This window comes from Nonomuraea sp. SBT364 (genome assembly GCF_001083785.1).
Lineage (GTDB): Bacteria > Actinomycetota > Actinomycetes > Streptosporangiales > Streptosporangiaceae > Nonomuraea.
Genome location: NZ_LAVL01000160.1, coordinates 1 through 19,122, shown reverse-complemented (window position 1 = coordinate 19,122; position 19,122 = coordinate 1). Strand labels below are relative to the sequence as shown.

Annotated in this window: 17 protein-coding genes; 11 read left to right on the top strand and 6 right to left on the bottom strand. The window is 73.9% G+C overall.

From position 1 onward, the window contains the following. Nucleotides 1-753: 753 nt before the first annotated feature. The 5 genes from ADY59_RS39170 to ADY59_RS39150 all read left to right on the top strand — a co-directional run bounded on the left by ADY59_RS39170 (nt 754) and on the right by ADY59_RS39150 (nt 7,967). Nucleotides 754-2,058 (top strand): FdrA family protein, encoded by a 1,305-nt coding sequence (locus tag ADY59_RS39170; RefSeq protein ID WP_049573766.1) that lies wholly within the window; start codon nt 754-756, stop codon nt 2,056-2,058. After that, nucleotides 2,055-3,401: a DUF1116 domain-containing protein gene (locus tag ADY59_RS39165; RefSeq protein ID WP_231619110.1), complete on the top strand. Its 1,347-nt coding sequence runs from the start codon at nt 2,055-2,057 to the stop codon at nt 3,399-3,401. Before ADY59_RS39170 ends, ADY59_RS39165 begins: the two co-directional genes overlap by 4 nt. A 129-nt stretch (nt 3,402-3,530) precedes the next feature. Beyond that, nucleotides 3,531-5,777 carry a serine/threonine protein kinase gene (locus ADY59_RS50665; protein ID WP_156325990.1) on the top strand — a complete coding sequence of 749 codons (2,247 nt, stop codon included), beginning with the start codon at nt 3,531-3,533 and terminating at the stop codon, nt 5,775-5,777. Between the two features lie 33 nt (nt 5,778-5,810). After that, nucleotides 5,811-6,623, top strand: coding sequence for an MOSC domain-containing protein (locus tag ADY59_RS39155; protein WP_063780920.1), 813 nt, complete (start codon nt 5,811-5,813; stop codon nt 6,621-6,623). A gap of 138 nt (nt 6,624-6,761) precedes the next feature. Further along, the gene (locus ADY59_RS39150) at nt 6,762-7,967 is read left to right on the top strand and encodes an MFS transporter (protein WP_231619109.1); all 1,206 of its coding nucleotides are present in this window, start codon (nt 6,762-6,764) and stop codon (nt 7,965-7,967) included. On the opposite strand, the gene ADY59_RS39145 is transcribed toward ADY59_RS39150, so the two are convergent. Further along, the gene (locus ADY59_RS39145; RefSeq protein ID WP_442937784.1) at nt 7,949-9,511 is read right to left on the bottom strand and encodes a bifunctional 3'-5' exonuclease/DNA polymerase; all 1,563 of its coding nucleotides are present in this window, start codon (nt 9,509-9,511) and stop codon (nt 7,949-7,951) included. The two genes, ADY59_RS39150 and ADY59_RS39145, sit on opposite strands and share 19 nt — an antisense overlap. Before the next feature lie 20 nt (nt 9,512-9,531). Next, the gene (locus tag ADY59_RS39140; protein WP_049573776.1) at nt 9,532-11,016 is read right to left on the bottom strand and encodes a metallophosphoesterase family protein; all 1,485 of its coding nucleotides are present in this window, start codon (nt 11,014-11,016) and stop codon (nt 9,532-9,534) included. Nucleotides 11,017-11,148: 132 nt separating this feature from the next. On the opposite strand from ADY59_RS39140, the gene ADY59_RS39135 reads away from it, so the two are divergent. Continuing rightward, nucleotides 11,149-11,556 carry a hypothetical protein gene (locus tag ADY59_RS39135; protein ID WP_049573760.1) on the top strand — a complete coding sequence of 136 codons (408 nt, stop codon included), beginning with the start codon at nt 11,149-11,151 and terminating at the stop codon, nt 11,554-11,556. On the opposite strand, the gene ADY59_RS39130 is transcribed toward ADY59_RS39135, so the two are convergent. Next, nucleotides 11,553-13,130, bottom strand: coding sequence for an FAD-binding oxidoreductase (locus ADY59_RS39130; protein ID WP_049573757.1), 1,578 nt, complete (start codon nt 13,128-13,130; stop codon nt 11,553-11,555). The genes ADY59_RS39135 and ADY59_RS39130 overlap by 4 nt on opposite strands. A 31-nt stretch (nt 13,131-13,161) precedes the next feature. Here ADY59_RS39130 and ADY59_RS39125 point away from each other — a divergent pair, with 31 nt between their 5' ends. From ADY59_RS39125 to ADY59_RS39110, 4 genes are all read left to right on the top strand, one after another. Further along, a complete protein-coding gene (locus ADY59_RS39125) occupies nt 13,162-13,689 on the top strand; it encodes a TetR/AcrR family transcriptional regulator (protein WP_049573755.1) in 528 nt (175 codons plus the stop codon). Beyond that, on the top strand, nt 13,682-15,205 hold the full coding sequence (locus ADY59_RS39120) for a glycerol-3-phosphate dehydrogenase/oxidase (protein ID WP_231619108.1): 1,524 nt from the start codon (nt 13,682-13,684) through the stop codon (nt 15,203-15,205). Before ADY59_RS39125 ends, ADY59_RS39120 begins: the two co-directional genes overlap by 8 nt. Before the next feature lie 53 nt (nt 15,206-15,258). Further along, nucleotides 15,259-16,173, top strand: a complete 915-nt coding sequence (locus ADY59_RS39115) for a sucrase ferredoxin (RefSeq protein ID WP_049573754.1) — start codon at nt 15,259-15,261, stop codon at nt 16,171-16,173. Nucleotides 16,174-16,274: 101 nt separating this feature from the next. Then, entirely contained in the window at nt 16,275-16,586 is a 312-nt protein-coding gene (locus tag ADY59_RS39110; RefSeq protein ID WP_080036407.1) for a WhiB family transcriptional regulator, read from the top strand. Nucleotides 16,587-16,771: 185 nt separating this feature from the next. On the opposite strand, the gene ADY59_RS39105 is transcribed toward ADY59_RS39110, so the two are convergent. Continuing rightward, nucleotides 16,772-17,005 (bottom strand): DUF397 domain-containing protein, encoded by a 234-nt coding sequence (locus ADY59_RS39105; protein WP_049573751.1) that lies wholly within the window; start codon nt 17,003-17,005, stop codon nt 16,772-16,774. Nucleotides 17,006-17,130: 125 nt separating this feature from the next. After that, entirely contained in the window at nt 17,131-18,027 is an 897-nt protein-coding gene (locus tag ADY59_RS39100; protein ID WP_049573747.1) for a helix-turn-helix domain-containing protein, read from the bottom strand. Nucleotides 18,028-18,158: 131 nt separating this feature from the next. Between ADY59_RS39100 and ADY59_RS47810 the strand changes: the two genes are divergently transcribed. After that, nucleotides 18,159-18,632, top strand: coding sequence for an ATP-binding protein (locus tag ADY59_RS47810; protein WP_053175542.1), 474 nt, complete (start codon nt 18,159-18,161; stop codon nt 18,630-18,632). Nucleotides 18,633-18,634: 2 nt separating this feature from the next. Here ADY59_RS47810 and ADY59_RS39090 read toward each other — a convergent pair. Continuing rightward, nucleotides 18,635-19,122: phosphoribosyltransferase (locus ADY59_RS39090; protein ID WP_049573769.1), on the bottom strand; the 488-nt coding region annotated here is incomplete at its 5' end.

Sequence of the window (19,122 nt, the reverse complement as noted above, 5' to 3'; positions counted from 1 at the left end):
CCCCTTCCCAGGACCGAACGCCCCTCTCCGGAGACCCGCCCCTGCAGGACCAGGCGCCCCTCTGTGAGGAGACGCCCCTCGGGAGAGAGACGCCCCTCGGGGGACAGCCCCTCTTCCAGGAACGAATGCCCCACGGGGGAGGGAGAGCCCTCCAGGGGCGAGCGAACCTCCGGGGATGGGCCCCCGTCCGCCGGCGGTCGGCCTTCAGCGGACGGGCGCCCATCGGCCGGTGGGCCGCCTTCAGCGAGCGGGCGGCCTTCAGCAGGCGGGTGCCCGCCAGTGAGCGGACGGCCCTCAGGGGGTACGTCGCCATCGACGGGCGCACAGCCCTGAGTGGGTGCGTCATCTTCGACAAGCGAGCGGCCCCCAATGGGTGCGTCACCCTCGACAGTCAAGCGGCCCTCAGGGGGTGCGTCACTCTCGGCAGGCGAACCACCCTCGGGGGGAGCGCCACCCTCGGCAGGCGGACCACCCCCAAAGGGCGCGCCACCCTCGACAAGCGGACAGCCCCCAAAGGGCGCATCACCTTCGGCAGGGGGGCCGTCCAAAGAAGGGGCGTCACTCTCGGCAGGCGAGCGGCCCTGGGAGGGCGGGGGCCGTGCAGGGGTGCGCGCGACGGGCGGGTTGCTCTCGGGAGGAGCGGCTTGGGCGGGGGCGCCGGGTTCCCTCGGTACGCGGCCGGCGTCCGGGTGCCGGCACGCGCCTGCCCAAGGGGGCCGGCCCCGGCGGGAGGAGCCGGTCAGGGGGGATGGCATGGGTGACGTGGTGTTCGTGCGCCGGGGCGTCTACCACGACTCGGTGACGCTGATGCGGGCCGGCACCGGGCTGCCCGGGGCGGAGGTGGCGGTGGTGGCGATGGCCACGGAGCTCAACCTGGGCCTGGCGCGCGACCTGGGGTTCGAGCTGCCGGCGGCCGACCCCGGGGACCTGCTGGTGGCGCTGCGGGGCGAGGACGTGGCGGGGGCCGCCGAGGAGCTGGACCGGCGGCTCACCGCGCAGGCGCCGGTGGGGGCGGAGGCGGAACAGCCGCCGCGCACCACCCGGTCGGCCGCCAGGTCGCCGGCGGACCTGGTGCTGGTGTCGGTGCCGGGCGAGCACGCGTTCGCCGAGGCGCTGGACGCGGTCGAGGCGGGGCTGCCGGTGATGATCTTCAGCGACGGGGTGGCCGCCGAGCAGGAGCGGCTGCTGAAGGAGCGGGCCGACGAGCGCGGAGTCCTGGTCATGGGCCCCGACTGCGGCACGGCGGTGATCGGCGGGGTCGGGCTGGGGTTCGCCAACGTGCTGCGGCCGGGCCCCGTGGGCGTGGTCGCCGCGTCGGGCACCGGGGCCCAGCAGGTCACGTGCCTGCTGGATCTGGCGGGCGTGGGGGTCAGCCACGTGCTCGGCGTCGGCGGGCGGGACCTGTCGGCGGAGATCGGCGGGCGTTCCACCGCGCGGGCGCTGCGCATGCTGGACGACGACCCGGCCACCGAGCTCATCGTGCTGATCTCCAAGCCGCCGTCGCCCGAGGTGGCGCGGACCGTACGGGAGGTGGCCGGGACGCTGCGCACCCCGGTCGTGACGGCCCTGCTCGGACCGGGCACGGACCTGACCTCGGCCACGGAGCACGCCCTGCGCGCCCTCGGCGAACCGGTCCCCCGCTGGCCGTCCTGGCACCCGGCCGAGGCCGGCGGGCCGTACGGCGGCGCGGGGCGTACGCTCGCCGGCGTCTACTCCGGGGGCACGTTGTGCGCCGAGGCGGCGATGATCGCGGGGCGGGGCGAGTTCACCGACTACGGCGACGACGCCTACACGCGCGGGCGGGCGCATCCGATGATCGATCCGACGCTCCGGCTGGAGGCGCTGCGGCGGGTGCCGCCGGAGGCGGTGGTGCTGATGGACGTGGTGCTCGGGCACGGCTCCGACCCCGACCCGGCCGCCGCGCTCGCCCCCGCGATCGCGGCCGCCGAGGCCACCGTCGTGATCGCGCTCATCGGCACCGACGGCGACCCCCAAGGGCGGCGGCGGCAGGCCGAGGCGCTGCGGGACGCCGGCGCCTCGGCCTGCCGCCGCGGGTGATCACCGTCGGGGCGGGGCTGCTGGCGGAGGCGCTGCGGGAGCAGGCCGCCGACGCCGGCGCCGTGGCGTGGCGGCCGCCGCTGGCGGGGACGGCGCAGGCGCTGGCCCGGGTGCTGGCCGATCCGCGCAGGCAGGCGGCCAACGAGCTCGCGGTCGGCCGGTTGACGGGCGCCCGCCCGTACCTGGCGGGAGTGCGGCGGGCGTCGGAGCTGCTGCGGCTGCCGAGGGACATGTTCCTGCACGCGGGCCCGCCGATCACGTGGCAGCGGGCGTCGGGGCCGATGCGCGGGGCCCTGATCGGCGCGATGCTGCTGGAGGGGTACGCGCCGGACGAGCGGGCCGCCGAGCAGGCGCTGGCCTCGGGTGACGTCCTGCTGGAGCCGTGCCACGGGCATGCCGCGGTGGGGCCGATGGCGGGGGTCGTCAGCCCGTCGATGTGGCTGTTCGAGGTGCGTGACGCCGAGCACGGCGGCGTCGCGTACTGCTCGCTCAACGAGGGCCTGGGCAAGGTGCTGCGCTACGGCGCGTACGGGCCTGAGGTGCTGGAGCGGCTGCGCTGGATGGACATGGTGCTCGGCCCGGTGCTGTCGGCGGCGGTGGAGCTGGCCGGCCCGGTCGACCTGCGCGCGCTGATGGCGCAGGCGCTGCAGATGGGCGACGAGCTGCACAACCGCAACCGGGCCGCCACCTCGCTGCTGCTGCGCGAGCTGGCCCCGGCGGTGGTCGACGCCGCTCCGGCGAACGCCTCGGACGTGCTGCGGTTCATCGCGGGCAACGACCATTTCTTCCTCAACGCGGCCATGGCGGCGGCCAAGGTGAGCACCGACGCGGCGCGTGACGTCCCCGGCTCGTCGCTGGTGGTGGCGATGGCGCGCAACGGCACCGACTTCGGGGTGCAGGTGTCGGGACTGGGGTCGCGGTGGTTCACCGGGCCCGCGGGCGTGCCCGACGGGCTCTTCCTGGGGGCGTACGGCCCGGCCGACGCGAACCCGGACATCGGCGACTCCACGATCACCGAGACGTCGGGCCTGGGCGGGTTCGCGATGGCGGCGGCGCCGGCGATCGTCCGGTTCGTGGGCGGGGAGGTGGCCGACGCGATGGCGGCGACCCGGTCCATGTACGAGATCACGCTGGCCGAGCATCCCGCCTACCAGATCCCGGCGCTGGGCTTCCGGGGGACGCCGGTGGGCATCGACGTGACGCTGGTCGCCAGGACCGGCCTGCTGCCCGTCGTCAACACCGGGATCGCCGGGCGGGCCGCCGGTACCGGCCAGGTGGGAGCGGGGCTGGTGAGCCCACCGGCCGAGGCGTTCACCAGCGCGCTCGCGGCCCTTGCCAGCTGACATATCAGCAGGTCAGGGCCTTTGTAAGGAAGGATTGGCTTCACACCCGGAATGGCCTGCCTATATCGTGGCGAATCTCATTAATCTGGAACGTACGCCGCGACGCAGGTAGCAGATGGGGGCGTGACCATGGCAGCCGACCGCGTGCTCAGCGGCCCCGGCGCCGAAGGAGGCGCCTCGCAGAGCCAGGGCCGCCTGATCGGCCGGCGGTACCGCCTGATGTCGCCGGTGGGCCGGGGCGGCATGGGCATGGTGTGGCACGCCCACGACGTCCTGCTGGCCCGTGACGTGGCGGTCAAGGAGCTGATCCTGCCGTTCGGCCTGGACCACGCGGGCAAGCAGGTGGCGCACCGGCGGATGCTGCGCGAGGCGCGCTCCGCCGCCCGGCTGACGCATCCCGGCATCGTGACCGTGCACGACGTCGTCGAGGAGGACGGCCGCCCGTGGATCGTCATGGAGCTGGTCCGCGCCTGGTCGCTGGAGCAGGCCGTACGGCAGAGCGGCCCGCTCCCGGTGATCCAGGCGACCGAGATCGGCATCCGGGTGCTCGACGCGCTGCGGCACGCGCACTCGGCCGGGATCCTGCACCGTGACATCAAGCCGGGCAACGTGCTGCTCACCTCCGACCGGGTGGTGCTGACGGACTTCGGCATCGCCGCGATCGAGGGCGATGTGACGATCACGCAGACCGGCCTGCTCATGGGCTCGCCCGCCTACATCCCGCCGGAGCGGCTGTCCGGCCAGCCGCTCACCCAGGCGGCCGACCTGTGGTCGTTCGGGGCGACGCTGTACGCGGCGGTCGAGGGGCGGCCGCCGTACGAGGGCCCGGACGCGATCGCGGTGCTCGGCACCGTGCTCACCCAGGAGCCGAACCCGCCGCAGCGGGCGGGCGCGCTGCGGCCGGTCATCGACGGCCTGCTGCGCAAGAACCCGGCCGAGCGGCTCACCTCCGACCAGGTGGTGGAGCAGCTGGAGCAGGTGCTGCGCGCGAACGGCTCGGCGCGGCCGCGCGTTCCCGACGTGCCGCCGCCCCCTCCCCTGCCGCCCGACCCCGGCTCCGGTCCGGCCGGGCCACCGCCGGGGCCGTTGCCCTCGCGGATCGTGGAGACCCCCTCGGGGCCGGTACGGGTGCCGTACGACCCGCTGAGCAGCTCGTCCGGCGGGTACGCGGTGGCGAGCCCGTCCGGCGCCCACCAGACCGACCGCCTGCGGCAGCCGCCCGGCCCGGACGGCTTCGACGCCTTCGGCAGCCGCTCGGGCCCCCACCGCGTGCCCGACGCCTCCGCGCCGCACCGCCTCCCGGACACCCCGTCCGGCCCGCACCGGATGCCCGACGCGTCCGGACCGCACCGGATGCCCGACGCGTCCGGACCGCACCGGATGCCCGACGCGTCCGGACCGCACCGGATGCCGGACGCCTCGGGGCCGCACCGGATGCCGGACGCCCCGTCGGGGCCGCATCGGATGCCCGACCCGCCGCAGGAGGCGCCGTTCGTGGCGCGCGGGCTGCTCGACAGCCCGTCGAACCCGCCGCTGGGCGGATTCCCGAGCATGGACGACGACGAGCCGTCGGCGCCGCCGATCCTGCCACTGACCAGCGACAGCCGCACCGCGGGCGGGTCCGCGCCCTGGCCGCTGGCCTCGGCCGACGACCTGCGCGACCAGTCCAGGGACCTGTCGCACGAGGTGCCGCACAGCCGCCTGGCCACGCTGCCCGGCGTGGCGCACCGGCAGACCAGGAGCAGGCGCAGGCCGGAGGAGTCGGGCAACGCCTGGGTGCGGCGCGGCCGGCCGACGCCGCTGCTGATCCTCACGGCCGTCGGCTCGGTGGTCGCCGTCGTGGCGGCGCTGGTGTTCTTCGCCTCCGGCGGCACCCCCGGACCGGTCACCGCCACCGCCTCCCCCGCCGCGAGCGCCGAGGCGGAGGCGGACGCCTCACCCGTGCCGGAGGGCTTCAAGGAGCACACGCCGCCCGGCTTCACGGTGGCGCTGCCGCCGAGCTGGAAGCTGTCGGCGTCGGGCGACCGGGCCACGTTCTCCGGCCCCGAGGACTCGGGCATGACGATCGTGGTGGAGCAGGCGACGCCGCAGGCCGACGGCGGCCTGTCGGAGCTGGGCCGGCGCGAGGCGGACGGCGGCGTCGACGCCTACATCCAGGTGCAGCTCCAGGCGGTGAAGTACCGCGGCTGGAAGGCCGCCGACTGGGAGTACACCTACACGACCGAGAACGGCGTCCCCATGCACGCCCTGACCAGGCACGTCACCATCGACGACCGGACCGCCTTCACGATCTCGTTCGAGCTGCCCGAACTCAGGTGGGACGACGAGGCCGACACCCGCAAGGTCTTCCTGGACACCTTCCGACAAACCACCTGATCCCGTTCTGACCTGGTGCTGTACGGTCGCTGCATGGAGCTGGCGAACATCTACTTCTATCCGGTCAAGTCCACCAGCGGTCATGAGCTGCCCAGTGCCGAGGTGGAGCCGTGGGGGCTGGCCGGTGACCGCCGCTACGTGGTGATCGACGAGGCCGGCCGGCCGCTGACGGCGCGTGACTCCCCCGCCATGCTTTCGTGCGTGCCCCGGCCGGACGGCGACACGATCACGCTGACGGCGCCGGGCGCCGCTCCCCTGCGCGTCACGCCCACGGCCGCGAAGGTCACGATCGGCGCGTGGCGGGCGCCGGTGGAGTTGACCGACTGCGGCGACGACGCGGCGGCCTGGGTGTCGGCGCTGATCGGCCGGCCGGGGCGGCTCGCCCGGCTGGACGATCCGACGCAGCGGCCGGTGAACCCCGCCTACGGCCGGCCTGAAGACCGGGTGAGCCTGGCCGACGCCTACCCGCTGCTGCTGACCACCACGGCGTCGCTGGAACAGCTCAACACCTGGGTGACGGGGACGGCCGCCGACCTGGGCGAGCCGGAGCCCGCGCCGCTGTCGATGCGCCGGTTCCGGCCGAGCGTGGTGGTCGAGGGGGCGGAGCCGTTCGCCGAGGACGGGTGGAAGCGGATCCGGATCGGCGAGGTGGAGTTCAGGGGGGTCAAGCTGTGCGACCGCTGCGTGCTGACCACCGTCGACCCCGACACGTGGACCAAGGGCAAGGAGCCCATCCGCACCCTGGCCCGGCACCGCAAGTGGGACGGCAAGACCTGGTTCGGGCTCAACCTCATCCCCGACGGCGCCGGCACGATCAGGCGGGGCGACCCCGTGACGGTGCTCTGAACCCATCGGGATGGTCAACTGTCCTCTTTGGGGCCATCTCTGGGGATATGCCAGACTTCACGAGTGACCAGCGCGCCCCCTAATGCCGAAATTTCGTCTTCTGCCCGAATCCGCGGTATCCAGCGCCGCATCCTGATCGTGCTGTCGGCGGCGCAGATCGTCGGCGGGGTGGGCGTCGCCGTCGGGCTCGCCCTCAGCTCGGTCGTCGTCGACGACCTGTCGGGCTCGACGGTGATCAGCGGCTTCGCCGGGACCGCCACCGTGCTCGGCGCGGCGCTGCTGGCGCTGCCGACCGCCAAGGCCGCGGGCCGCAGCGGCCGCCGGGCCGGGCTGGCGCTGGCGTACCTGGCGGCGCTGCTCGGCTGCGCGATCTCGGTGGCGGCCATCAGCCTGGGCAACTGGCCGCTGCTGCTGGCCGGTCTGGTCCTGGTGGGCGGCGGCAGCGCCGGCAACCTGGCCGCCCGCTACTCGGCCACGGACCTGTCACCGCCGGGCCACGCGGCCAGGCACCTGTCGCTGGTCGTCTGGGCGGCCACGTTCGGCTCGGTCGCGGGACCGAACCTGGCCGAGCCCGCCGACCGGATCGGCACGGAGACGCTGGGCCTGGCGGAGAAGGCCGGGCCGTTCGCGTTCGCCGCGCTGGCGTTCGCCATCGCGCTGGTGATCGTGCTCGGCGGCCTGCGCCCCGACCCGCTCAAGCTGGCCCGCCGCCTCGACGGCAAGCAGTCGGCGGCCCGCGGCGGCAAGCGCACGGTCCGCACCGCGTGGCGGACGCTGCGCACCACCCCGATGGCCCGCAACGCGCTGGTGATGATCGCCGTCAGTCACACGGCGATGGTCTCGATCATGTCGATGACGCCGGTGAAGCTGCACCACGACGGCTCGTCCCTGGACGTGATCGGCATCGTGATCAGCCTGCACATCGCCGGCATGTACATGATGTCGCCGGTGGTCGGCTGGCTGGCGGACAAGGCGGGCCGGGTGCCGGTGCTGCTGCTCGGCATGGTGCTGCTGCTGGCCTCGGCCGGGCTGGCGGGCACCGCCGGGCACCGGGTGTGGCAGGTGACGCTGGCGCTGTTCCTGCTGGGGCTGGGCTGGTCGTGCGGCCTGGTGGCCGGGTCGGCGCTGGTCAGCGAGTCGGTCGCGATCGAGGCGCGGCCCGCCGTGCAGGGCCTGTCGGACCTGCTCATGAACGTCTGCGGCGCCACCGGCACGATCATCGCCGGCGCGATCGTGGGCAAGCTGTCGTACGGGGTGCTCGGGCTGGTGGTGGGCGCGATGGTGACGGCGGCGGGGCTGTGGCTGATCGTCGTCCGGCGGCGCGGCTATTTGGCGTCGGCGTAGCAGCTCACCGCGACGGTCTCCATCGGGAAGCGGACCGGGGTCGCCCCGAACAGCAGCCTGCTCGCCTCGGCCGCGGCCGCCGACACCGCGGCCATGACCTCGCCCGCCTGGCCGAGCGGGCAGTGCACGATGACCTCGTCGTGCTGGAAGAACACCAGCCGGGCCGGGTCCGGCAGCAGCCCGCGCAGCACGGCCATGAGGGCCAGCGCCCATTCGGCGGCGGTGGCCTGCACGACGAAGTTGCGGGTGAAGCGCCCCCGGTCGCGGGCCGCCCGGCCGCCTTCGGGCCCGGACACCAGCTCCCGCCAGCGGCCGGACGGCGGCGGGCTGGTGCGCCCGAGCCAGGACCGCACCAGCCGCCCGTCCTCGCCGGACTTGGCGGCGTCCTCGACGAACTGGTAGGCCTTGGGGAAGCGCTGGCGCATCACGGCCAGCAGCTTGGCGGCGTCGCCGCTGGTGCCGCCGTACATGGCCGACAGCATCGCGATCTTGGCGTGGTCGCGCTCGCCGCCGAACGCCTGGGCCAGCGCCGCGTAGAGGTCGATCTCCCCGGCCGCCCTGGCCAGCCCCGCGTCGCCGGCCATCGCGGCCAGCACCCTGGGCTCTAGCTGGGCGGCGTCGGCGACGACGAGGGTCCAGCCGTCGTCGGCCATCACCACGCGCCGCATCACCTTGGGGATCTGCAGCGCGCCGCCGCCGCTGGTGGCCCACCGGCCCGACACGACGCCGCCCACCACGTATTCGGGACGGAAGCGGCCGCCGCGCACCCACTGGTCGGCCCACGCCCAGCCGTGGAAGCTGAACAGCCGGGCCAGCTCCTTGTAGGCCAGCAGCGGCGCGACGGCGGGATGGTCGATCCGCTTGAGCTCCCACGAGCGGGTGGTCTTGAGCGCCACGCCCGCGCCCTTGAACGCCTTGACGAGCTGCTGCACCGAGTCGGGGTTGACCGGGTGCCCGAACGCCGCGGCCACCTCGTCGGCCAGCGCCTGCAGCCTGGCCGGGCGCATGCCGTGCACCGGGCGCGGTCCGAGCAGCTCGGTGAGCAGGGCGTCGTGCGCGTCGCGCCGCCACGGCATGCCGTCGTGGCCCATCTCGGCGGCGATCAGCGCCCCGGCGGACTCGGCCGCCACCAGCAGCCGGAAGCGCCCGGGGTCGGGCAGCGCGTCGATCCGGCGCAGCTGGCCGGCCAGCACCTCGGCCACCGCGGCGGCGGGCAGCGGCTCGGGCTCGAACAGCGTGCCGGGCACGCTGGGCTGCTCGTCGGGCGCGGGCAGCCCGCGCGACCGGGCGTGGGCGGCCCTGGCCGACCGGGACTCGCCGTGACGGCCCTCGTAGGCGAGCAGCAGGCCCTCGGTGAGCGCGAGGTCGTGGCAGCGCGCGACCCGCACACCGGCCTCGATCAGCGGCGGGTAGGACTCGCGGGTGTCGGCCCACACCCAGCGCGGCCGCTCCTCCTCCAGCTCCCGCACGGCCCGCGCCGGGGGGCCCGGCAGGGGCGCCTCACCGACCCGCAGGACCGTCTCTCCCGCCACCACCGCGTACACGCCCCCAGAGTGCCAGGTGGCTACGACAAAGCGATGCTCACCTCGTCCTCCAGCGGCGGTTCCTCCTCCTGCTTGCGGCATCCGGTGGCGGCGAAGCAGCGGATCGTCAGCCGGTCGGGCGTGACCGAAAGGTGCAGGAACTGCTTGAAGAAGGGCGGCGTGTCCCAGTCGGAGAACTCCGACAGGTAGCGGTGGAACACCTGCCCCACCGGCAGCCGGAACGGCCACGGCCAGGACCCGAGCAGGCGCGCCGCCCACCGCATCCGCCGCGTCACCGTGACCTGGCCGAGGGGCCGCACCGGGGTGTTCCTGATCTGCTCGGACATGATGCAGGAGGCCTCGTCCGGCGTCAGGTAGATCCACTTCATCCGCAGCCGCTTGGCGTAGAGCTGGCTGTAGAACGACAGCGAGTCGCCGCGCAGCGGGTAGCACCGGAAGTCGTCCTCGTGCACGCCGCCCACGTCGACCCGCCGGATGGTGTGGGTGGCGTGCATGAAGGCGCCGCTGCCGCCGGAGACGACGTACTGGATCACCCGGTCGCCCACCTTGACGGGGTAGCGCTGGTAGTTGTGCACGTCGCCGCCGATGGCCGCCACGTAGCGGTGCGCCGGGTCGCGCACGATGTCGTCGATGGTGCCGCCGCCCTCCAGCGCTGACGGCTTGTAGTCGTTGCGCGTGTAGATCGGCTTGCCGGTGACGAGGACCTTGGGCCGCGGGTCGAGCGAGACGCGGCGCAGCCAGGCGGTCTGCTCGGCGTCGATCGCGCCCTTGATGCCGGTGTCGACGCCGACGACGAGCAGGGACGGGCTCTCGATGACCCAGTACGGGCCGGGCTGGGTGGCCTGCTGGGTCTCCTTGCCGCGCAGGGCGCGCGCCCCGGCCAGGGCGCTCTCGTCGATGGTCTCGGGCTTGCGCCACAGCAGCCCGCGCAGCCCCCGGTCCGGCTTGGGCTTGAGCGGGGCCGCGTCGCAGAACACCCGCATGAAGCCGCCCAGCCCGTCGTACCAGTCGTGGTTGCCGGGGATGGCGTAGATCGGCGCGTCGTAATGCTGGTAGGGGCGGAAGAACTTGTCCCCGTACTCGTTGCCGGACCCGGCCGGGTAGATCACGTCACTGGCGATCACCGCGAAGTCGGTGTCCGCGGCCACGTTGAGCATCCCGGGGACGACTGCGTACTGGGAGGCGTCGCCCTCGCCGGTGTCGCCCAGCAGCAGGAAGCTGAAGCTGCCGCCCAGCTCCGGCGTGATCCGGAAGTCGCCGTCGGCCCCCCGCGCGCGCTGCGCCGCCACCCACCGCCGGCGCACCTCGCCGGACGGGTCGCCGAACAGACCGGCGAGGATCTCGTTCCTGGACCGCCACAGCGTGCGTAAGTTGAGCCAGCTGAAGCCGTTGCGGTCGGGCCTCAGCCCGGCGTACGTGCCGATCTCCTGGCAGGCCCAGCCGGCGCCCTCCTCGGACACCCGGGAGGACGCCTGCCTCCCCCGTTCAGCCGCGATTTCCACCATGAACACATCTTCGCCGGGCCGCCCGGGAAGCGCATCCCGAAACGGAGCGTGCCGTACCCGCCACAGAAGGTGCGCCATGGTGTAACCTCAATCGCCCCAAGCAAGCGGTTGTCGTCGCCAAGGAGGGCTCCCATGGCCCGGAACGGTTCCGATGACGCGCTCCGGCGGGGCACCACGGGGGTGGAAGCCGTCGAGGGCCTGCTCGCCCACGCCCAGACCCAGCGCAGGTGGGGCGGGGCCGGCCTGCGCAGCGCCGACCGGGCGATCGCGCTGAGCCGCGCGCTCGTGGCCGAGAACCCGGGGCACACGCCGCTGCTCGCCCGCGCCCTGCGCACCGCCGCCCGCCTGCACCTCGCCCGCCGGCGCCCCGGCGACGCGCTGCCGCCGGCGCGGGAGTCCGTCGAGCTGGCCCGCCAGGCCGGCGGGCCGGCGCTGGTGATGTCGCTGGCCTGCCTGGCCGAGGTGTACGAGTCGCTCCAGCGCTACGGCGACGCCGCGGCCGCCCTGTCGGAGGCCGACGGGCACATCCCGCCTCCTTAGGGCAGCACCAGGGCGCCGGGGTTGAGTATGCCCTCGGGGTCCACCTGGGCCTTGACCGCGCGCAGGATGGCGGTGCCGAGCGGGCCCACCTCGGCGGCGTGCGCGTCACGGTGGTCGCGGCCCACGCCGTGGTGGTGGGAGATCGTCCCGCCGGCCGTCACGATGGCCTCGTTGGCCGCCCGCTTGGCCCGCTCCCACTGCGCCACCGGGTCGCCGTCCTGGGCGATGACGACGGTGAAGTACAGCGAGGCGCCGGTCTCGTACACGTGGGAGATGTGGCACATGACCAGCGGCGTGCCGAGCGCGCCGAGCAGCGCCAGCCGGACCGCGTCGTACAGCCGGGGCAGGCCGGACCAGAAGCCGGCGGTCTCCAGCGTCTCGACGGTGGCCCCGGCGGCGAGCAGCGAGTCGCGCAGGTAGGGCGCGTCGAAGCGGCCCCGCGCCCACGACTCGCCCGGCTCCTCCCCCAGCGGCACGGCCCCGAGACCGGTCAGCACGGAGGCGATCTCCGCCCGGCGCGCCTCGTCCGCCGCGGCCGGGCCGGAAGCGGGCGTCTCGTGGCCGGCGATCAGCAGGCAGCCGGTGCCGCCGCCGCCGATGGCGTCCGGGCGGGCCAGGCCGATCATCGTCTCGGTCTCGTCGGAGAGGCGCAGGACGGCCGGGAGGGCGCCGGCCTGGGCGAGGGCGCGCAGCGCGGCGGCGCCGGAGCGGAAGTCCGGCAGGCGCCAGCCCTCGTGGGCGCGCGCGGCGGGCAGGCGGCGCACGCGCAGGCGCAGCGAGGTGATGACACCGAACGCGCCCTCGGAGCCGAGGACGAGCTGGCGCAGGTCCGGACCGGCGGCCGATTTGGGCGCCCGGCCCAGGTCCAGGGTTCCCGCCGGGGTGGCGAGGGTGAGGCCGGCGACCATGTCGTCGAAGCGCCCGTAGCCGGCCGACGCCTGCCCGCTGGACCGCGCCGCAGCGAAGCCGCCCAGCGTCGCGTACTCGTAGGACTGCGGGAAGTGGCCGAGGGTGAGCCCGTGCGCGGCCAGCAGTCGCTCGGCCTCGGGCGCCCGCACCCCGGGCTCGAACGTGGCGATCATCGACTCGGTGTCCACCCCGGTGAGCCGGTCCATCCGCGCCAGGTCCAGGCAGACCACGCCGGCGAACCCGGTCGCCGGGGAGGTGAGGCCGCCGACCACCGAGGTGCCGCCGCCGAACGGGATGACCGCGACGCGCTCGGCGGAGCAGAGCCGCAGCAGAGCCGCCACCTCGTCGTGGCCGCCCGGCAGGACGACCGCGTCGGGGGCCGCCGTGCCGTCGCCGGCGCGCATCCGCAGCAGGTCCGGGGTGGACTTGCCGCGCGTGTGCCGGACGCGGGCCTCGTGGGAGGTGTCGACGTTCGCGGTGCCCACCACGTCCGACAGCGCCGTCAGCAGCCGGGGGGACAGCGCGACGGGCGGGAGCCGTACGGACTCCAGGGTGGCGGCGGGCTCGGCGGGCGCGCGCACGCCGAGCAGGTCGCGCAGCAGCCGGTGGATCTCTTCGGGCAGGTCGCGGGCCTTGGCCGGGTCGCCCCACCCCGACCAGAGCATGGGTTCGGTAGGCACGCATACACTGTGACACATGACGTCGATTCGTCACAATGAGGGCGTGCTGGACGCGGCCCGCGACTGCGTGCTGGCGTACGGGGTGCGGCGCACGACGCTGACCGACGTGGCGCGCCGGGCCGGGGTGTCGCGGATGACGATCTACCGTCACTGGCCGGACGTGCGGTCGCTGGTCGCCGACCTGATGACGCGCGAGTGGGTGGCGGCCATCGCCGACCTGGACCTGTCGGACCCGGTGCCGGCGGTGGTGACGGGGGTGCGCCGGCTGCGCGCGCACCCGCTGTGGCGCAAGATCGTGGAGGCGGACCCGGAGCTGCTGCTCCCCTACCTGCTGCGGCGCCGGGGAGCCAGTCACGACGCGGTACTGGCGGCGCTGGAGCCCGCGCTGGGCGACGCCCGCAAGGCGCGGGCGGTGCTGCTGGTGGCGCAGGCGTGGCTGCTGTCGGCGCCGACGATGCTGGACCCGGAGATGGCGCCGGGCCCGGTGACGCTCGACGAACTGGACGCCGAGCTGCGCACACTGCTGGAGGCCTACGTTGGATAGTTCGCTGGACAGTTCGCTGAACGCCCGCAGGAGGACCCGCGAGCTGAAGCTCGTGGCGGAGGAACGGGTGGACGTGCTCGTCGTGGGGCTCGGCGCGACGGGCGCGGGAGCGGCGCTGGACGCGGCGTCCCGGGGACTCAGCGTAGCGGCGATCGACGCCCACGACCTGGCGTTCGGCACGTCGAGGTGGAGCTCCAAGCTGATCCACGGCGGCCTGCGCTATCTGGCCAAGGGCCAGGTGGGGGTGGCGTACGAGAGCGCCGCCGAGCGCGGCGTCCTGCTCGCGCGCACCGCCCCGCACCTGGTGCGCGCGCATCCGTACGTGCTCCCGCTGACGCCGGAGGTCTCGCGGAGGCAGCAGGCACTGGTGATGGCGGGCTACCGGCTGGGCGACGCGCTGCGCACGGCGGCGCGCACGCCGCGCCGGCTGCTGCCCGGCCCGTCGCGGCTGACCGCGGCGCGCACGCGGCGGCTGGTCCCGGCGCTGGACGGCGGCGGGCTGCGCGGCGGGCTGCTGTCGTGGGACGGGCGGCTGCTGGACGACGCGCGGCTGGTCGTGGCCGTGGCCAGGACGGCGGCCGGGCACGGCGCCCGGGTGCTGACCCGGTGCCGGGCGCTGGAGCTGACCGGGACGGGCGCCCGGGTGCGTGACGAGCTGACCGGGGAGGAGTTCACGATCCGGGCGCGGGTGGTGATCAACGCGGCGGGCGTCTGGGCGGGCGGCCTCGACCCGTCGGTGCGGCTGCGGCCCTCGCGGGGGACGCACCTGGTGCTGCGGCCGGGCACGCTGCCGGGGATGTACGCCGGGCTGCACGTGCCGATCCCGGGCGAGCGCAACCGTTTCGCGCTGGTGCTGCCGCAGCCGGACGGCCGCGTGCACGTCGGCCTGACGGACGTGGCGGTCGACGGACCGGTCCCCGACGTGCCGGAGGCGCCCGAGGAGGACGTCAGGACGCTTCTGGAGGTGCTGAACGGCGTCCTGGAGGCCGAAGTGACCCGTGAGGCGGTGGCGGGCGCCTACGCGGGCCTGAGGCCGCTCCTGGCGGCCGACGGGCGCACGGCGGACCTGTCTCGCCGGCACGCGGTGCTGGCGGGCGACGGCGTGGTGACCGTGGTGGGCGGCAAGCTGACGACGTACCGGCGGATGGCCCAGGACGCGGTGGACCGCGCGGCGGAGCTGGCCGATCTGCGCGCGGGCCGCTGCCGCACGGCCCGGCTGCCGCTGGTGGGCGCGGGACCGGCGCCCCGCCGGCCGTCCTCCGTCCCGGAGCGGGCGGCGGGGACGTGGCGGCGGCTGACCGAGCGGTACGGCAGCGAGGCCGGGGCGGTGTGGCCGCTGGTGCGGGAGCACCCGGAGCCGGTCGGGCTGGGCCTGACCGAGGGCGACCTGCTCTGGTCGGTCCGGCACGAGGGTGCGCTCGACGCCGCCGACCTGCTCGACCGCAGGACCCGGATCGGCCTGGTGCCCGGGGACCGGCAGGCGGCGGCCGAGGCCGCGGAATCGGCGATCGCCTGACACCTCGCCATCCCGTTAGGTTAGTCTTACCTAATTCGCGGAAGGGGGACGGTGTGGCGAAGGGCTGTGAACACGCGGATGGGTGCCACACCGGTGGCATACCCACTCTGGCCAGCGCGACGGTGGGGGCCCGGCTATGGCTGCTCATCGAGCACGAGGGCCCGTGGCCGGCACGCCTGGAAAGCTCCGAGCTTCCTGAGAACATCGCGAAACTCGTCACCAGAGCCCTCGAACGCGGTATCAGGCCGCAGCTGATCCGGCGTCCCGGACGGCGCACCCGCCCACGGAACCGGGACATCCGTGTGCTAATGGCGTACGGCGTCGGCGACACGCCCTGGCTGGCCCGAGGCGTCGTCGCAGGTCCTGACGATCTTGACCTGGACGCGCTCGTGGCCGGAGTGGTCCCCGAGTCCTGCATACTTGAGAACGAGCCGGTATTTCTGGTGTGCACGCACGCCAAGCGCAACGCGTGCTGCGCCCGCATTGGATTGCCCCTCGCTCGGTCGCTGGCGGATTTCCTGCCGGACAGAGTGTGGGAAACGTCACACGTTGGCGGCGATCGCTACGCCGCCAACCTTGTGTGCTTGCCACACGGAATTTTCTACGGCAGCATGTCTCAGGCTGCTGCGATCGCAGCGGCAGACGCGTACCGGTCGGGCGAGGTCATTCTCGACCGTCTCCGGGGACGCGCAGGCATCCCTGAGCCATTGCAAGCCGTGGAGCACTTCGCCCGAGCCCATACGGGAGAGCGCTCCGTCGGCGCGGTGGCCGTGGAATCCTCAAGGTCGGACGGCGACGTCACCGAAGCCATCGTGCGCTGCGGCGACGTCCGGTTCCAGGTTGTGGTCAAGCCATCGGCGTGCCAAGCGCCGTGTGGCACGGCTTGCGCCGAGACGATCACCACCTACCGGCTGGTTTCGCTGGACAGGCTCACGCCTGTGCGGTACGCCACGCCAGCCCTCACCTGACCAAGGGAACATCACGGTCTCGCTTTGCGTTGGAACAGTGACGCCAAAAGCGTCCAATGCGGCTCAATTACCGAAATACCTCTCAAGAAGGTGGTTTTCTCATGTCTCAGGTACGTCGGCAGCTCGCCCGCCCGCGCCCCAGCTGGGGTTGGCAGGATGATGCCGCGTGCCGGGGTGAGGACCTCGTGCTCTTCTTCGGCCCTGACGGAGAGCGGCAGCCCGAGCGTGACGTACGTGAGCGGAAGGCCAAGGCGATCTGCGCCCAGTGCCCGGTCCGCAACGAGTGCCTGGACTACGCGCTGTCCCGTCCGGAGAAGTACGGCACGTGGGGTGGCCTGAACGAGGACGAGCGCGCCTCCGAGCGTCGCCGTCGCATGCGCCGCGCCGCCAGCGCCGGCATCTCCGCCGCCTGACACCCGGCAGCATTCCCCGCGCAGATCATCGCGTGATCACGCAGTTGTCCCGATGAACCGGGGCCTGGCACACCGCGCTCAGGCTCCGGCGAACCCGGTCGGGACAACTGCCTGATCAGGCAGCTCGCCCCGCGCATGACGAAGCCGCCGTCCAATCCCGGACGGCGGCTTTCGCATGCCCTCGTTCACACCAGCAGGTCGTCGAACTCCCCGTCCTTGGCCCCGAGGACGAAAGCGGTGATCTCCGCCTGTGTGTAGACCAGCGCGGGTCCGTCCGGGAAGCGTGAGTTGCGCATCGCCACCTCGCCCGTGGGCAGGGACGCCACCTCGACGCAGTTGCCGTTGGGATTGCTGCGCGCGCTCTTGCGCCAGACGACGGGCAGGCGATGCGCGGGCGTTCCGTTGCGGAACTCAAGCATGGGGGCAGCTCCTCGGCCATACGGATGCACGTGCATCCGTGCTTACGAGCAGACAATACGGTGACGGACCCAGCGCCATATACGGGATGGCCAAAAATCCGCTATGCCGTGGATCACACGCGTTTTCACCGGTCGAGCAGGCTCTCCAGGAAGCGCCGGCTCTCCTTGGGTTCCTGGGCCTGCACGCTCAGCCGGTCCATCACCTTGACGTAATGCTCGGACTCGGCCGCTTTGTCCAGATAGAGGGCGCTGGTGAGCTGCTCCATGTAGACCACGTCGGGCAGCTCGCGCTCCGGGAAACGCAGGATGCTGAAGGACCCGCCCGCCGCCGCGTGCCCGCCCCGGTCGAACGGCATGACCTGCACGGTCACGTTGCGCTCAGCCGTCATGGCCAGCAGGTGCTCGATCTGCTCCCGCATGGCCTCCGGGCCGCCCAGCGCGCGGCGCACCACGGCCTCGTCGATCACGGCCCACAGGTTGAGCCGGTTGTCGCCGGTCAGCCGGCGCTGGCGGGCCACCCGCAACTGGACGCGGCGGTCCAGCTCACCGGGGGTGGCGCGCTCGTTGCCCAGCTCGATCACCGCCCTGGCGTAGGACGGGGCCTGCAGCAGGCCGGGCACGAACTGGTTCTCGTAGGTGCGGATGGCCGAGGCGGCGCCCTCCAGGCCGATGTACACCTCGAACCAGCTCGGCAGCAGATCCCCGTACTTGTGCCACCAGCCGGGCGCGTTGGCCTGCTTGGCCAGGGCGAGCAGCGGCGCCCGCTCGTCCGGATCGATCACCCCGTACAGCGTCAGCAGGTCGGCGACGTCGCGCTCCTTGAAGCTGACCTGGCCCAGCTCCAGCCTGCTGATCTTGGCGTGGGAGGCGCGGATGGAGTAGCCGGCGTCCTCGCGCGAGATGCCGCGCTCGGTGCGCAGCCTGCGCAACTGCGTGCCGAGCAGGATCCGCAGCACCGTCGGGCTGCCCGTCGAATGCTTCAGGATCGTGCTCCCGATGCTCTCGGCACTCTCTGCGCTCACGTCATTCGCTCCCAGATCATCTGCACGTGCAGATGCATTCTGCATCGGTAAACCCGGAAAAGTCTTGCATCCGTGCCGCACGGTCGTAAAGATGGGGATTGGATCACCAAACCGTGCCTCGGGGGCCAAGGATGACGACTTTCGACGCCCGGCCGCAAGCCTCCAGCGCAACCCGGCCGCCGAGCTGGCTGTCGTCCGCGCTCATGGACGGCTACGCCCATGACGGCGACGCGATCTTCCCCTTCCACGAGTTCAGCGCGTTCGAACCGGGGTGCGTGGCCATGGCCAGGCGATTCGTCGGCCACACGCTCGGCTCGTGGGGGGCCGAGCGGGCGGCGTTCGACACGACACTGGTCGTCTCGGAGCTCGTGACCAACGCCATGCGGCACGGCGGCGGGGCGCTCCAGCTCCGGCTCCTGCGCCACGGGCCCGAGGTGGCGTGCGTGGTCACCGACTACAGCCCCGCGCCGCCGTCGCCCGCCGGCGCCGACGTCTTCGCCGAGTACGGGCGCGGGCTACGCCTGGTCGAGGCGCTGTGCGCCGCCTGGGGCTGGGTGGTGCCGGGCGGCCCGCGCAAACTGGTCTGGGCCGTCCTGGCGCCCTGACGTCAGCCCTGCCCGCTCCTGGCCAGCACGTCCAGCACGTCGGCGTCGGAGAGCTGCTCGAAGTGCTCGTACCACTGGCCGACGGCCCGGAAGTCCAGCGGGGCACACAGCACGACCACCTCGTCCGCCTCCCGCCGCATCGCCTCGACCGTCTCGCGCGCCCCGACGGGCACGGCCAGCGTCACCCGGGCCGGCCTGGCCGCGGCCACCGCCCGCAGCGCCGCGCGCGCCGTCGCCCCGGTGGCGAGCCCGTCGTCGGCCACCACCACCTCACGCCCCTCCAGCGCGGGCAGCGGCCGCTCCCCCCGGTACACCTCCACCCGCCGGGCCAGCTCGCGCCGCTCCGCCGCCACCACTTCGGCCAGCGCCTCCGGCGTGAGCCCGAGCCGATCCAGCAGCGCCCCGTCGAACACCGGCTCGCCGCCCTCCGCGATCGCCCCCACCCCCAGCTCCGGCTGCGGCGGGTAGCCGCTGTCTCTTTTACACCTCT

What these genes read in the sequence shown, in the direction of transcription:
- ADY59_RS39155 (WP_063780920.1), top strand. Translation starts at nt 5,811, where the DNA reads ATGGAGCTGGCGAACATCTACTTCTATCCGGTCAAGTCCACCAGCGGT.
- ADY59_RS47810 (WP_053175542.1), top strand. Translation starts at nt 18,159, where the DNA reads ATGACGACTTTCGACGCCCGGCCGCAAGCCTCCAGCGCAACCCGGCCG.
- ADY59_RS39130 (WP_049573757.1), bottom strand. Translation starts at nt 13,130, where the DNA reads ATGCTCTGGTCGGGGTGGGGCGACCCGGCCAAGGCCCGCGACCTGCCC.
- ADY59_RS39170 (WP_049573766.1), top strand. Translation starts at nt 754, where the DNA reads ATGGGTGACGTGGTGTTCGTGCGCCGGGGCGTCTACCACGACTCGGTG.
- ADY59_RS39105 (WP_049573751.1), bottom strand. Translation starts at nt 17,005, where the DNA reads ATGCTTGAGTTCCGCAACGGAACGCCCGCGCATCGCCTGCCCGTCGTC.
- ADY59_RS39140 (WP_049573776.1), bottom strand. Translation starts at nt 11,016, where the DNA reads ATGGTGGAAATCGCGGCTGAACGGGGGAGGCAGGCGTCCTCCCGGGTG.
- ADY59_RS39135 (WP_049573760.1), top strand. Translation starts at nt 11,149, where the DNA reads ATGGCCCGGAACGGTTCCGATGACGCGCTCCGGCGGGGCACCACGGGG.
- ADY59_RS39125 (WP_049573755.1), top strand. Translation starts at nt 13,162, where the DNA reads ATGACGTCGATTCGTCACAATGAGGGCGTGCTGGACGCGGCCCGCGAC.
- ADY59_RS50665 (WP_156325990.1), top strand. Translation starts at nt 3,531, where the DNA reads ATGGCAGCCGACCGCGTGCTCAGCGGCCCCGGCGCCGAAGGAGGCGCC.
- ADY59_RS39110 (WP_080036407.1), top strand. Translation starts at nt 16,275, where the DNA reads ATGTCTCAGGTACGTCGGCAGCTCGCCCGCCCGCGCCCCAGCTGGGGT.